We start from the raw sequence: 12,390 nt of genomic DNA, 5'->3' as shown, positions 1-12,390 counted from the left end.
GTGACAAATGTCACTGGTCGAATGGGCTAGTAATGGCCATAATGAGATGACTTCGAGCGGAAGAAGCAGATGATGACCAGCGATAACAACACACAAAAAGCCTCTAACGAAGAAGCGAAACACGCTTGGGTTTACCTATTTAACTTAGGTTTTTACATCCTACCGATGGTGCTATTCCCCTATACGATCAGCGAGGTTGTGTTGCTTTCGCTCGCCATGTTGGTATTTGTCGGGCTGTATTTTTATTGCTTCTATTTGCCTTACCAACGCATGCTTTGGCCGATTATCGGTATGTATGTTATTGCCTGCGCGGTCACGCCGTGGAACCCTGGTTCCGTCGCCTTATTCAGCTACGTCGGTTTTTTCGTCGGCTTTGCCTACCGTTGGCCGTATGCCTTAGCTGCAGTTGTGGGGCTTATCGGCACCTTGGCAGTGTTTCAGTGGCATGTGGGAACCCACTGGGACCTGTTTTTTCATTATGGCGGAGTCATCGTCATCACCGTTGCAATTTTTGGTCGGATTGAGCGCTTACGGCAGCGGCACGCCGCCGCAGAGCGTCGTAGTGCGGACGAAATCGAACGCCTCGCAACGAGTGTTGAGCGCGAGCGCATCGCCCGCGACTTACACGATATCTTGGGGCATACACTTTCAAGTATTGTATTGAAGTCGGATTTAGCCAAAGCGCAACTTGGCAAACAGCAGTACGATGCCGCAGCGCAGCAGCTACAGGAGCTCAGCGAAATAGCACGCCAAAGCTTATCGCAGGTGCGTCAGAGCGTGTCGGGTTATAAACATAGCGGGCTTGCGCTCGAATTAAAACGCTTAGAACAACGCTTGCATGATGCCGGCTTTCGCACCGACATTTTAGGTAAGCCGCCGCTGTTGGATGCGCCACGTGAAACCGCCTTAGTGCTTGCCATAACCGAGTTGGTTACGAACGTTATCCGGCATAGTTCAGGCCAGATCTGTACGATTCATTTTGATGAAAGTGCCGATGTCTATCGCGTGCAGATTACCGATGATGGCAGCCATGCTGAAGTCCAAAGTGGTAACGGCCTATTAGGTGTTAAACAACGAATACAAGAGCTCGGCGGCTCCGTCGAAGTGTCCACCGCACGGGGCTGCGCTGTGGCTTTGCAGTTACCGAAGCTTGAATTGACGAATACCGACGGAGCAGCGACATGAAGGTTTTGCTCGCCGAAGATCAAACTATGGTACGTACCGCATTAGCCAGTTTGCTTCGCTTAGAGGCAGACTACGAGGTCGATGAGGCAGTTGATGGCGCGGCAGCGCAACAACAGTTGCAGCAAGAAAACTATGACATTTTGCTGACCGACATCGAAATGCCGCACCTGTCTGGCATTGAGTTAGTGCAATGGGTGCAAAAGCATCAGCCACAACTTAAAACTGTGATTATTACTACGTTCAATCGTGCAGGTTATATTAAACGCGCCGTTGATGCTGGCGTGAGTGGCTTCCTGCTTAAGGATGCGCCCATCGACACACTCATTGGTTCATTACAAAAGGTCTGCGCCGGAGAGCGCGTGATCAGCAACGAGCTGTTACTGCAAGCGCTTGGCCAAGATGACCCTCTTACGGAGAAAGAGCGCAAGGCGCTGCGCCTAGCAGGACAGGGCATGAGCACTCAAGCTATTGCCGAAGCATTGTTTATTGCTGAAGGCACTGCCCGTAATTATCTCTCAGAGGCGATCAGCAAGCTGCATGCGAGTAATCGCGTCGAAGCGGCACGGATTGCGCATCAAAAAGGGTGGTTGTGAATATGAACGAACTCAAAACCAACTATCAACGCGCGGCGAGTGCCGCAAAGCACTCGATTCTGCGCCACCCTGCACGGTCGATGGCCGAAACGCTGCGCCGCTGCGCTGAGCGTGCCGAGGGCTTTACTAGCCCAGATGTGTATGGCGCTGGCGAGCTTATTGAACAATTCGAAACTCGTATCGCCAAGTTGCTTGGCAAGCCTGCTGCGATCTTCTTACCTAGCGGCACGTTGGCGCAGCCGATGGCCTTACGTATCCATGCTGAACAAAGGACACGCACGGGTGTGGCCCTGCACCCAACGTCGCATCTGGTCTTGCATGAACAGAATGGCTATCAGCAACTCTGGGGCTTGCAGGGTCACCAAGTTGGGCAGCCTGAAAAGGTACTAACGATACAAGATCTGAAGGCTTGTGATAGCCCTGAGCGACTTGGTGCGTTAGTGCTCGAGCTTCCCATGCGTGAAATTGGCGGACAGTTACCGACGTGGGAAGAGTTGCAAGAGCAGGTCGCCTGGGCACGCGAGCATGACCTGGCAGTTCACCTCGATGGCGCACGGTTGTGGCAGTGTGAGCATTATTATCAGCGTTCATTTGCCGAAATCTGTGCGTTATTCGATAGTGTTTATGTCAGCTTTTATAAAGACTTAGGCGGCATCGCTGGTGCGGTGTTAGCTGGTGCGACCGAATTCGTCGCACAGGCGCGCGTTTGGTCAAGGCGCGCAGGTGGAAACTTGATTTCGATGTATCCGTATGTATTTGCCGCCGAACAAGGTCTAGAAGAAAACCTATCGGCCATGCCAGAAGTGGCCCGTTATGCGCAAGAATTGGCACCATTATTGGCAAAGCTGCCTGGCGTGCAAGTCAATCCGACGCAACCACAGGCAGGGATGTTTCATTTGCATATTGAGGCAGACGAAGCCACGTTGATTAAGGCCGTGACACGTTATGCAGAAGAGCATGATGTAGTGGTACTGCCCCTGCCACGCGCTCAACATAATGGCCATTGCGTTTGCGAAATCCCTTTAGGGCGCAACGCATTGCAGCATTCTGCCGACTTTTGGCAACATCATTTGTCGGCATGTTTAGCTATACTTAAGAAATGAACCCAAGCGAAGGGTGAGACGACGCGATATGGCAAGACTCAAAGATAAAGTCATTGTGATCACTGGGGCCGCGAGAGGCATTGGCGAAGGCGTTGCACGCGCCTATCACAACGAAGGCGCTATCGTAATTTTGACAGATATACTCACCGAAGAAATTGAAGCGCTTTCAGCCGAACTCGGCGAGCGCGCTCACGCCTACACGCTCGATGTGAGCCAGGAAAGCGAGTGGCAGTCGCTCATGCAATGGGTAGAGCAAAACATGGGGCGTCTAAATGGCTTATTTAATAACGCAGGGATTACCGGCCTTGAAGCCGCGACAGGTCCACATGATCCTGAACATGTCTCGTTAGAAGATTGGCATCGCGTACATGCGGTGAACCTCGACGGTACCTTCTTGGGGTGTAAGCATGCGATTCAGTTGATGCGTCGTACAAAAAGTGCTGGGAGCATCGTCAACATGTCATCGCGTTCGGGATTGGTCGGTATTCCGGGAGCCGCAGCCTATGCTTCGTCAAAAGCAGCCATTCGTAATCACACGAAAACCGTTGCGCTTTATTGCGCTCAACAAGGGTTGCCAATTCGCTGCAACTCAATTCATCCGGCCGCCATCCTGACGCCAATTTGGGAGCCAATGCTGGGTGAAGGTGAGCAACGCGAGAAAAACATCCAGAAGATTGTTGCTGACTGCCCCATGCACCGCTTTGGCGAAGTCAGCGAAGTGGCCGCGGTCTGCGTGCTGCTTGCTTCCGACGAAGCCAATTACATGAACGCGTCAGAAATCACCATTGACGGCGGCGTGCTCGCCGGCAGTTTCAACGCCAGTGCAGGAGATTAACCCGATCTGCTCAAAACTTCCTTTGTAATTTGCCGCCAAAACACGTAGATTACGCGCCTATTTTTTAGTCGGGTGCTTTTAAGTGATATCTGCTGCAAACATCACCATGCAATTTGGTGCAAAACCTCTTTTTGAAAACATTTCTGTGAAATTTGGCGAAGGGAATCGCTATGGTCTGATTGGCGCGAACGGCTGCGGTAAGTCAACGTTCATGCGCATTTTGAGCGGCGAGCAAGAACCTTCTACGGGTAACGTTTCAATTGAGCCGAACATGCGTGTGGGTAAACTACGCCAGGACCAGTTTGCCTACGAGCAATACAGTGTGGTCGATACGGTGATCATGGGTCACGAAGAGTTGTGGCAGGTGAAAGCTGAACGCGATCGTATCTATAGTTTGCCGGAGATGAGCGAAGAAGAGGGCATGCAGGTTGCAGATCTCGAGGTGGCCTTTGCTGAAATGGACGGTTACACCGCAGAATCACGTGCCGGCGAATTACTGTTGGGTGTAGGTATTCCGCTAGAAGCTCACTTCGGCTTGATGAGCGAGCTGGCGCCGGGCCTGAAATTACGTGTGTTACTAGCGCAGGTGTTGTTCTCTGAGCCGGACATCATGCTGCTCGATGAGCCCACCAACAACTTGGACATCAACACCATTCGTTGGCTTGAAAACGTTTTGAACGAGCGTCAAGCGACCATGATCATCATTTCGCACGATCGTCACTTCTTGAACAGCGTCTGCACGCACATGGCCGATATCGATTACGGCGAGTTACGCGTGTACCCAGGTAACTACGACCAATACATGTTTGCAGCGACGCAAGCACGCGAGCAACTCCTCAACGAGAACGCCAAAAAGAAAGAAAAAATTGCTGAGTTGCAGCAGTTTGTGAGCCGCTTCTCGGCGAATGCGTCAAAAGCTAAACAGGCGACATCACGCGCTAAACAAATTGAAAAAATCCAACTGGCGGAGGTGAAAGCTTCTAGCCGCGTCAGCCCGTACATTCGTTTCGAGCAGGAGAAAAAGCTGTATCGCTTAGCGCTTGAAATGGAAGGTGTGCAAAAGAGCTTTGACGACCTACAGGTGCTGAAAAACATCAGTGCCATGATCGAAGTGGGCGAAAAAGTTGCCATTATTGGCGCCAACGGTATTGGTAAAACGACCTTATTGAAGAACCTTGTTGGCGATTATCAACCCGACAGTGGTCTCATCAAATGGTCAGAAAACGTCAACATTGGCTACTACGCACAGGATCACGCTGATTGGTTTAAAGAAAAGCTCACCGTGTTTGATTGGATGAGTCAGTGGAAGCAACCACACCACGACGAGCAGGCTGTGCGTGGTGTGCTCGGGCGTATGTTGTTCTCCCAAGACGACATCAAAAAACCGGTGACAATTTTATCGGGTGGTGAAAAAGGTCGCATGATCTTCGGCAAGCTGATCATGCAGCGCCCGAACGTGTTGATCATGGATGAGCCGACCAACCATTTGGATATGGAATCCATCGAGGCCTTGAACTTAGCGCTCGAGCACTACGACGGCACGCTGATTTTTGTCAGCCACGATCGTGAGTTCGTGTCGTCTTTGGCGTCACGGATTATCGAGCTCACCGACAACGGTATGCGTGACTTTGCCGGCACTTACGACGAGTACCTCGCTCAACAAGCTTAACGACCTCGCGTACAGAAGAGACTTACCTGACATCGGATTGGTTTTGTTGCATGATGATAAGCACTTGGCCCGTTCGATGAAGGTAAGTCTATGAGCACGTTATTAAGCACCGCAGCATTGTTAGTCTCGGGAATTTTGACCCCAGCACAAGTCACTTCCGAATCCACACATCAACTCACTCTCAGTGAAGCAGACAAGCTCATCACTTTGCCATTGCATTGCGTCGAAACGCCCTATCCTTATAAGACTGGGATCACCCTAGGTAGCGCCGAAGACTTAAAAGAACCAGAGGAGCATCATCCTATCTTTTACGGGTGCTTTGACTGGCACAGCGCCGCGCATGGTTATTGGTCGTTGGTGACGCTGCTCCGACAATTCCCCGACATGGAGCACGCCGACGAGGCGCGGACTATCCTTAAGCGGAATATCACCGCCGAAAACGGTGCGCAAGAAGCAGCGTTCTTTAGTAAAGACATCAACAAGTCGTTTGAACGAACCTACGGCTGGGCATGGCTTCTCAAGCTGGCGGATGAACTTAAAGCTTGGGATGATCCCATGGCTAGCGAGTTGTCCGCGAATCTACAGCCACTCGTAGATGTGATTGTGCAGCGCTACACCGAATTTCTACCGAAACTGGTGTATCCGGTACGTGTAGGCGAGCATACCAACACGGCGTTTGGTTTGAGTTTTGCCTATGATTACGCTGTAAATCAGAACCTTACCGAGCTAAAAGAGCTGATTGAGCAACGCGCGCGTGACTACTTCATGCAAGATGAAAACTGCCCCATCAGCTGGGAGCCTAGTGGCTACGATTTCATCTCGCCATGTCTCGAAGAAATTGGCCTGATGCAACGGGTGTTACCTAAGGATGAGTTTCTTCCGTGGCTGCAAGACTTCATGCCGCAACTCGCGAATAAAGACTATCGTCTTGAAGTGGGTCGTGTGAGTGACCGCAGCGATGGCAAATTGGTCCACTTAGATGGCTTGAACTTCAGTCGCGCATGGAACCTTTACGCCCTAGCTAATGCTTATCCGCAGTACGCACATTTGCGCGAAGTCGCTGACGAACACATGGCCTATTCCTATCCAAATCTGATTGGTGATAGCTACGAAGGTGGACATTGGCTAGGTAGCTTCGCCATTCAGGCGTTGAATCAGGCGCGCTAGATTTAGGCGACAACTACCTGATCGCGACCGGTTGCTTTGCCTTGGTAGAGTGCGTCATCGGCGTGTTTGTACAGCTCTCCGAGCGTTATGTCTGCATCGTTATGAGCTGCCACACCAAAGGTTACCGTCACTTTAAGCGGGGCATCTTGTACTTCGATGGTTAACTCCGCGATGGCTTGGCGTAGTGCTTCACAAACGCTTTGGGCACTGCGAGCATCGGTGTTGGGCAAAAGTAAGATGAACTCTTCACCGCCCCATCTTGCTGCAATGTCCTGCTTACGCAACCGATTCTGCAGTACGCCAGATATTTTCTGCAGTACTCTATCGCCAACATCATGGCCATGGCGGTCATTCACTTGTTTAAAATGATCGACGTCGAGTAATGCTAGGCCTATAGGCTCGTTTCGTTCCTGTAATTGTTGCTGCAACTGAATAAAGCGCTCACTGAAGCCGCGGCGATTGAGTAAGCCAGTCAGTGGATCGGTTTGGGATTGTTGGCGAAGCTGCGCATTCAAGAGCTCTAATTCGTGTGTGCGTAATTGCACCTCCTCATCGAGCCGTTTGTTGGCCGTTTCTAAACTGCGGTAACGCAAACGGAGCAGTAGATAGATAGCCAAGATCAAACAAACGATACCTAGCGTTAGCGCCCAGGTGGTTTGCCACCACGGACGTAAGATGATTATGGCAAGCTCGGTAGGTTGCGCAGAGGTGATGCCTTGGCTATTCCGTCCCTCAATTTGCAAAACATAATCACCGGCGGATAAGCCCGCAAAGGAGATTTCGCGGCTGACACTCCAGTTACTCCATTCTTCACTTGCCCCTAGTAAGCGATAGCGGCCGTTATTGCGCGAGGTATCGTGAAAATCCATGACACTGTATTGCACTAGTAAGCTTTTTTCGTGAGGTTGCAAGGTCACTCGTGGCGCATTGAAACTAAGGTTTTCAGTGCGGTCCTCGCCGTTAATCACGAGTTTCGTCAGTGCAACTTGCGGTGGATCAGTATCGAGAGCGAGCTCCGTAGGCGTAAAAGTGAACGCACCTTGCACCGAACCTACAGTCATTTGGCCTGTAGCATCGCTGGCAATCGACTGGCGGAGCATCACTTCTGCGGGTAAGCCATCGTTGACGCCAAAGTTGATAGTTTTGCCTTGCTTTACATCATAACGAACGAGGCCCTGGCTGGTGAGCAGCCAAAGGACGCCTTGTGAATCTGCTTGCACACCTACGACACGATCCGCTGGTAAGCCTTGCTCAACACCAATTTGCTCTAGATCGCCAGTAGCTGCGTCAAATCGCCACAGGCCCTCAACACTACAAAACCAAAGTGTTTGCGGAGGTTGTGCATAAACACACAAGAAATCATCCGCACCTTGTAAATCATCTTGCTTTACTGGAAAAGGTTGCCATTCACGGCTGGATAAGGGGCGGTGAAAAACGCCTGAGTAACGGGTAGCGGCAAAGTGCCCATACCCCTCAAGGTAGACAATGTCATAGACCTGATTGCCACGCAGGCCTGCCAAGTCTTGGGATTGCCATGCGGCGCGCTGTTGCACTGGGTCAAAAGCCGCAATGCCTTGTCCCCAAAAGGCAAACAACAACTCATTTGGGCCGGTTTCATAGATCGCATTGACGGCTTGGTCGGTAAGCTTCAGCTGCTCATGAAGTAAGCGATAGCGCTGCAATTCAGAGGGCTGGCGCGCATCTGCATGATACAGCTGGGAATTAGTTGCGACCCATAGGTTGTCATGGGAATCAACGTAGATAGTCTCTACTTGATTGACAAAGTCTTCAGCTGGAAAAGGTAGCCACTGCCATTGCAACGTGGCGGCATCACGGCGTAATACACCCTCTGCAGTGCCTAGCCAGAGGTCATTATTCTGGCTGTAATACACAACATTGGTTGCGCGCTGTTGCGCTAATCCAAGCTCGGCAAGTTCGGCTAAGCTTGGGGTTGATGCAAAAGTCTGTTGTTGTCGCCGCCCGAAGTAAATCCCTTGATCGCGCGTGCCCACCCACATATCAGCCACGTTATCAAAAGCAATACTTCGCACATCGGTATCAGCGAGTTTATTCCATTTATCGCCTAGCTTTACATACTGCTTACTCTCGCGGTCAATGAGGTACAAGCCTCCCCAGCCGCCTGACCAAAATTGCCGCGTCTCGCGTGCGCCGGGATCCTGCACGAGGACGTTGGAGCGCACCTGACTCAAGTCTTCGGCGCCTTCCGGATATTGGACTGGTTCAAACTGCTCGTTTTGCTGATTGAAAAAGAAGACGCCGAAGTCTGTCCCAATCCAAACTTCGCTATCAAAAACAGCGACGGTGCGAACTTCATTTTGCCGATTTGGGCCTTGTTCAGCGGGGTTTAACAAGAATTGATGCCACTCACGCAGGTCGTCCGATAATCGATACAAGCCTTGGGAGGTTGCGACCCACAAGTAAGACGGACCTTGGGCTAGCCACCAAATGCGTTGTGTACGAAGCGGGTGTTCAGCCGGTAGGCCGTGCATTTGCCACAGCCCCTCCTCGGCGAGCTCAAGATAACTTAAGCCGTTAAGCGTACCCACCCAAAGTCGTTGTTGACGATCATGAAAGAGCGTTTGCACGCGGTCATCGCGGAGGCTTTCGTCAATCTCAGGGGCGTGTAAAAATTGACTCGCCGCTTGCTTATCGGCACGCCAACCCACCAGTCCATTTCCCCAAGTGGCGGCCCAAAGAGTCGTATCTGGGGTCATCAGCAACGAGGAGAAACTGGTTTTTTCTTTGCTGGAAATAAGTTGCTCGGTCCATGACAAGTACTCGTAACCGTCGTAGCGCAGTACTCCATCAGTGTCGGTTGCGAACCACAAAAAATCTTGCGGGTCTTTATAAATGGCGTAGACCGACGACTGCCGCCCGCCAAGTTGGTCTGCAAGTCGCTCGAACTCGTCAAATGATGGTTGCGCAGCCAGTGCAGTTGACCATGGCAGCGTTGAAAAAATAGTCAGGATAATAGCGAAAACAGTCAACCGCATAAAAACTCGCGCCACACATTCAAATAGTTGAATACTAGATTGCAAAGGATACGGCTATTGTGACCAATTTATAACACTTTTCCTACCCTTATCTTCAGTAAATGCGGCATCGCTAGAGCTTAAAGCGCGCATAAAGTGGATTGTGGTCAGACACTTTACTGGTATCAATCGCCGAGGTTTCTTGCAGGGTAAGGTCGCGATAAAAGATGAAATCCAGCGGATGTTGACGATAGGTTTTGATGTGATGCGGGTCAACCATAATAGCTTTACGTAGCCCTAAACTACGACAGAACTGCAGCAAACGTAAGCGGCGTTGACGGCTCCACACGTTAAAATCGCCAGCGACTATGAGCGGGCCTTGGTGTCCCAATAGTTCTACTTTGATGAGCTCGATCTCTTTAGAAAATTGCTTGGTGCTGACAAAGTTAATGGCATGCACGTTGACGACGAGCAAAGAGCCTCCTTCTACTAACGCATGATGCGAGAGCATGTAACTTTTGTGCGTCGCAAACATGCCCTCGCGCTTTTGGCTCAGTCGCGGTTGGGCTTCGGCGAAGGCATATTGGCTTGCGGTGAGAACACCATAAGTCGAGCGGCGGGTTTGCATGTTCGGTGCCACAGCGTAAGACCAGTGCGGCAGCAGCCAATTGCTTTTGGCACTTAGTTTCGCTTCTTGGAGCAATAAAAACAGACAGGGGAAGTCCGTTAAAATGTCCGCTAATACACGTTGAAAGCTAGGTTTTTCGGTGAGCTTCTGCGTATTCCAGCACAACACGCCGAATTCCTCGCCGTTACGGATAGGTTGTTCGTGTATGAACTGCTGTGGAACGACTACCTTGGGTTTAAACACATTTCCGCCTATGAAAGTAATAAAGCTATCGCCATCAATGCAGGGATACTTAGAGTAAGTATAACGTTAACTGCAAGAAGTGACGGAGGTAACTTTAAAGGCGTATTGGTTCGCAAAACACCACGATACAACCATATTGCGGCAGGCAAAGTGGCGAAGCTAATCCAAACAAGTGGGGGCAACTGTTCAATTGCGATCAAGGCTCCAAGTCCAAGAAAAGCAGAAACTAAGAAGCCACGGTAGATCCTATTGGCGGTCCTAAACCCGTATGCGGTGATGACGTTATTGCGCTGCACCTGTCGGTCGGCTTCAACGTCAGGCAATTGATTGAGTAAAAGTAAGTTATTGACCAAAAGAAATGGCACGAGCGAAACAACAAAAACCGAAAACGTTAGGGTGCCAGTAAAGACCCAATAAGCCCCACCTAGCATGATCGGACCGAAACCTAATCCGGGTGCGATTAAGCAAAGCCAAGGAAGACGCGTAATGAGTGGGGTGTAAGCGATGACCAGCACGAGGCCAACAAGCCCGAGGGGGAGTAGCTCCCAGCCCCGCAATGAGACAAAATAGCAGCCGAGCAAAACAACGACTGCGATGAGCAGCCAGCCGAAAATTGCGGCAGCGCGTCGTGCTTCGGGGTGAGCTTGCAACGCGCCACTTCCGCCGCTAAATGGCGTACGTGTTGTCAGTTCATCAAGACCCGAAGCTGCATCGTGAACTTCGTTGAGTACATTCACACCCGCATGAGCGCAAAGAGCGCCGAGTAGCACCATGCCAACCAAGTGAGGTGTAATACTTTGGCCATGATAAACCGCTAGTGCAGCAGCCAGCGCAATAAGCACAAGAGTTAAAAGCAGGAACGCGGGGCGAGTTGTCTTTAGTAAGGTGGCAAGCATTTTGGTCGTCGACTGAAGTCATAATTAATCTCATCATATCTCACCGCAAACCCATTCGCAGTATCAAGTTTTTCGACTTGAACATTTCCAACAAGTTGACCATGCTTTCAGTAAATGAATGTGAGGTATTAATATGGGTTTCGAGAAGTGCCCTGAATGCGAAGACCAAGTGTTAGATAACAACTACAGTTGCCCCGCCTGTGGCTACGTAAAACCAGATAAACCGAAACAGCAAAAGCACCCTGAAAAAAGTAAGATCACTACCAAGAACACCTCAAGACAGCTGCAAATCGAAGGCGTAATTGCGTTGATTGTGGCAGTAGGAGGCTTGCTATGGTTTTATCTCACGGGCGAAGAGTATGAACAGCGCAATGAACTGAATATTTTAGCGTTACTCATGTTTGTGGGTGGTTTTATCTGGTATTTGGTCGTTCGTTTTCGGATCTGGCGCGAGCATGACTGACTCTAATCCAACGCATCAGTTTTAGCCTGTGAAGGCTCTAAACTAGGCATAGCTAAGAAATACAGCACTAACAGTACGCCGAAAGGGACGAGATACAGCCATTGCCACCAGATACTTTGCCCGGCATCTCTAAGTCGGCGACTTGAAACTGCCAAAAAGGGAACGAGCAAAATAATAGCCACAATACTCGCCAGCACCACGTGTAATGTTTCAGCGAGCGCAAGCAGTAATACAAAAAACAAGAAAAACCACCAGAACTCATAACGACTTGAGCGACCTTGGAAATCATCAAAGTTTTTTAGTGTGTTAAGCACGCTTGTTGCAGCGCCTTGCGGAGTATTTGCCTGCGAGCGCAGCAATGTATCGACGCCGACTTCAAATACCGCGGCCAATGCCTTGATTGTTTCTGGCGATGCACTGCCTCTCTTCTCAAGTCGCTGAATAGTTCGTAGGTTTACACTACACAATTCACTCAACTGCTCTTGAGACCAGCCTCTTTCAGCGCGCAATCGTTTTACTGTTTCGCTATTTATATTCATGCAGTAGCCAGCCCTTGTGGTACCTAATGGATGACTTAGAAAGTACCAGATTCCGCGAAAACTACTACGGCATTTG

The 12,390-nt window shown here is 50.5% G+C and carries 11 protein-coding genes; 7 read left to right on the top strand and 4 right to left on the bottom strand.

What is annotated here, in order from left to right:
- The first annotated feature begins 69 nt into the window (after nucleotides 1–69).
- The 6 genes from CWE21_RS09625 to CWE21_RS09600 all read left to right on the top strand — a co-directional run bounded on the left by CWE21_RS09625 (nucleotide 70) and on the right by CWE21_RS09600 (nucleotide 6,552).
- Nucleotides 70–1,185 carry a sensor histidine kinase gene (locus tag CWE21_RS09625; RefSeq protein WP_241970275.1) on the top strand — a complete coding sequence of 372 codons (1,116 nt, stop codon included), beginning with the start codon at nucleotides 70–72 and terminating at the stop codon, nucleotides 1,183–1,185.
- Nucleotides 1,182–1,778: a response regulator transcription factor gene (locus CWE21_RS09620; RefSeq protein WP_126834231.1), complete on the top strand. Its 597-nt coding sequence runs from the start codon at nucleotides 1,182–1,184 to the stop codon at nucleotides 1,776–1,778. Before CWE21_RS09625 ends, CWE21_RS09620 begins: the two co-directional genes overlap by 4 nt.
- 2 nt (nucleotides 1,779–1,780) lie before the next feature.
- Complete coding sequence (locus CWE21_RS09615; protein WP_241970274.1) at nucleotides 1,781–2,881, top strand: threonine aldolase family protein; 1,101 nt, start codon at nucleotides 1,781–1,783, stop codon at nucleotides 2,879–2,881.
- A 28-nt stretch (nucleotides 2,882–2,909) separates the two neighbouring features.
- Complete coding sequence (locus CWE21_RS09610; RefSeq protein ID WP_126834229.1) at nucleotides 2,910–3,716, top strand: SDR family oxidoreductase; 807 nt, start codon at nucleotides 2,910–2,912, stop codon at nucleotides 3,714–3,716.
- Between the two features lie 82 nt (nucleotides 3,717–3,798).
- Nucleotides 3,799–5,385 (top strand): ABC-F family ATPase, encoded by a 1,587-nt coding sequence (locus tag CWE21_RS09605; protein ID WP_126834228.1) that lies wholly within the window; start codon nucleotides 3,799–3,801, stop codon nucleotides 5,383–5,385.
- Between the two features lie 90 nt (nucleotides 5,386–5,475).
- Complete coding sequence (locus tag CWE21_RS09600) at nucleotides 5,476–6,552, top strand: DUF2891 domain-containing protein (RefSeq protein ID WP_126834227.1); 1,077 nt, start codon at nucleotides 5,476–5,478, stop codon at nucleotides 6,550–6,552.
- Nucleotides 6,553–6,554: 2 nt separating this feature from the next.
- On the opposite strand, the gene CWE21_RS09595 is transcribed toward CWE21_RS09600, so the two are convergent.
- The 3 genes from CWE21_RS09595 to CWE21_RS09585 form a co-directional block, all read right to left on the bottom strand.
- Nucleotides 6,555–9,566, bottom strand: coding sequence for a ligand-binding sensor domain-containing diguanylate cyclase (locus tag CWE21_RS09595; RefSeq protein ID WP_126834226.1), 3,012 nt, complete (start codon nucleotides 9,564–9,566; stop codon nucleotides 6,555–6,557).
- A 112-nt stretch (nucleotides 9,567–9,678) separates the two neighbouring features.
- Nucleotides 9,679–10,416, bottom strand: coding sequence for an endonuclease/exonuclease/phosphatase family protein (locus CWE21_RS09590; protein ID WP_126834225.1), 738 nt, complete (start codon nucleotides 10,414–10,416; stop codon nucleotides 9,679–9,681).
- A gap of 8 nt (nucleotides 10,417–10,424) precedes the next feature.
- Nucleotides 10,425–11,312 carry a prenyltransferase gene (locus CWE21_RS09585; RefSeq protein ID WP_126834224.1) on the bottom strand — a complete coding sequence of 296 codons (888 nt, stop codon included), beginning with the start codon at nucleotides 11,310–11,312 and terminating at the stop codon, nucleotides 10,425–10,427.
- A 133-nt stretch (nucleotides 11,313–11,445) separates the two neighbouring features.
- On the opposite strand from CWE21_RS09585, the gene CWE21_RS09580 reads away from it, so the two are divergent.
- Nucleotides 11,446–11,775: a DUF5337 family protein gene (locus tag CWE21_RS09580; protein WP_126834223.1), complete on the top strand. Its 330-nt coding sequence runs from the start codon at nucleotides 11,446–11,448 to the stop codon at nucleotides 11,773–11,775.
- A 2-nt stretch (nucleotides 11,776–11,777) separates the two neighbouring features.
- On the opposite strand, the gene CWE21_RS09575 is transcribed toward CWE21_RS09580, so the two are convergent.
- The gene (locus CWE21_RS09575; RefSeq protein WP_126834222.1) at nucleotides 11,778–12,314 is read right to left on the bottom strand and encodes a DUF805 domain-containing protein; all 537 of its coding nucleotides are present in this window, start codon (nucleotides 12,312–12,314) and stop codon (nucleotides 11,778–11,780) included.
- Between the last annotated feature and the right edge of the window lie 76 nt (nucleotides 12,315–12,390).

Source organism: Pseudidiomarina aquimaris (assembly GCF_003987395.1).
GTDB lineage: Bacteria > Pseudomonadota > Gammaproteobacteria > Enterobacterales > Alteromonadaceae > Pseudidiomarina > Pseudidiomarina aquimaris.
Note: the sequence above shows the minus strand (reverse complement) of the source record. Positions and strands in the feature narration are given on the sequence as shown.

Bases quoted from the DNA above. Each gene is read 5' to 3' on its own strand.
- CWE21_RS09625 (WP_241970275.1), top strand. From the start codon at position 70: ATGATGACCAGCGATAACAACACACAAAAAGCCTCTAACGAAGAAGCG.
- CWE21_RS09620 (WP_126834231.1), top strand. From the start codon at position 1,182: ATGAAGGTTTTGCTCGCCGAAGATCAAACTATGGTACGTACCGCATTA.
- CWE21_RS09615 (WP_241970274.1), top strand. From the start codon at position 1,781: ATGAACGAACTCAAAACCAACTATCAACGCGCGGCGAGTGCCGCAAAG.
- CWE21_RS09610 (WP_126834229.1), top strand. From the start codon at position 2,910: ATGGCAAGACTCAAAGATAAAGTCATTGTGATCACTGGGGCCGCGAGA.
- CWE21_RS09600 (WP_126834227.1), top strand. From the start codon at position 5,476: ATGAGCACGTTATTAAGCACCGCAGCATTGTTAGTCTCGGGAATTTTG.
- CWE21_RS09595 (WP_126834226.1), bottom strand. From the start codon at position 9,566: ATGCGGTTGACTGTTTTCGCTATTATCCTGACTATTTTTTCAACGCTG.
- CWE21_RS09585 (WP_126834224.1), bottom strand. From the start codon at position 11,312: ATGCTTGCCACCTTACTAAAGACAACTCGCCCCGCGTTCCTGCTTTTA.
- CWE21_RS09580 (WP_126834223.1), top strand. From the start codon at position 11,446: ATGGGTTTCGAGAAGTGCCCTGAATGCGAAGACCAAGTGTTAGATAAC.
- CWE21_RS09575 (WP_126834222.1), bottom strand. From the start codon at position 12,314: ATGAATATAAATAGCGAAACAGTAAAACGATTGCGCGCTGAAAGAGGC.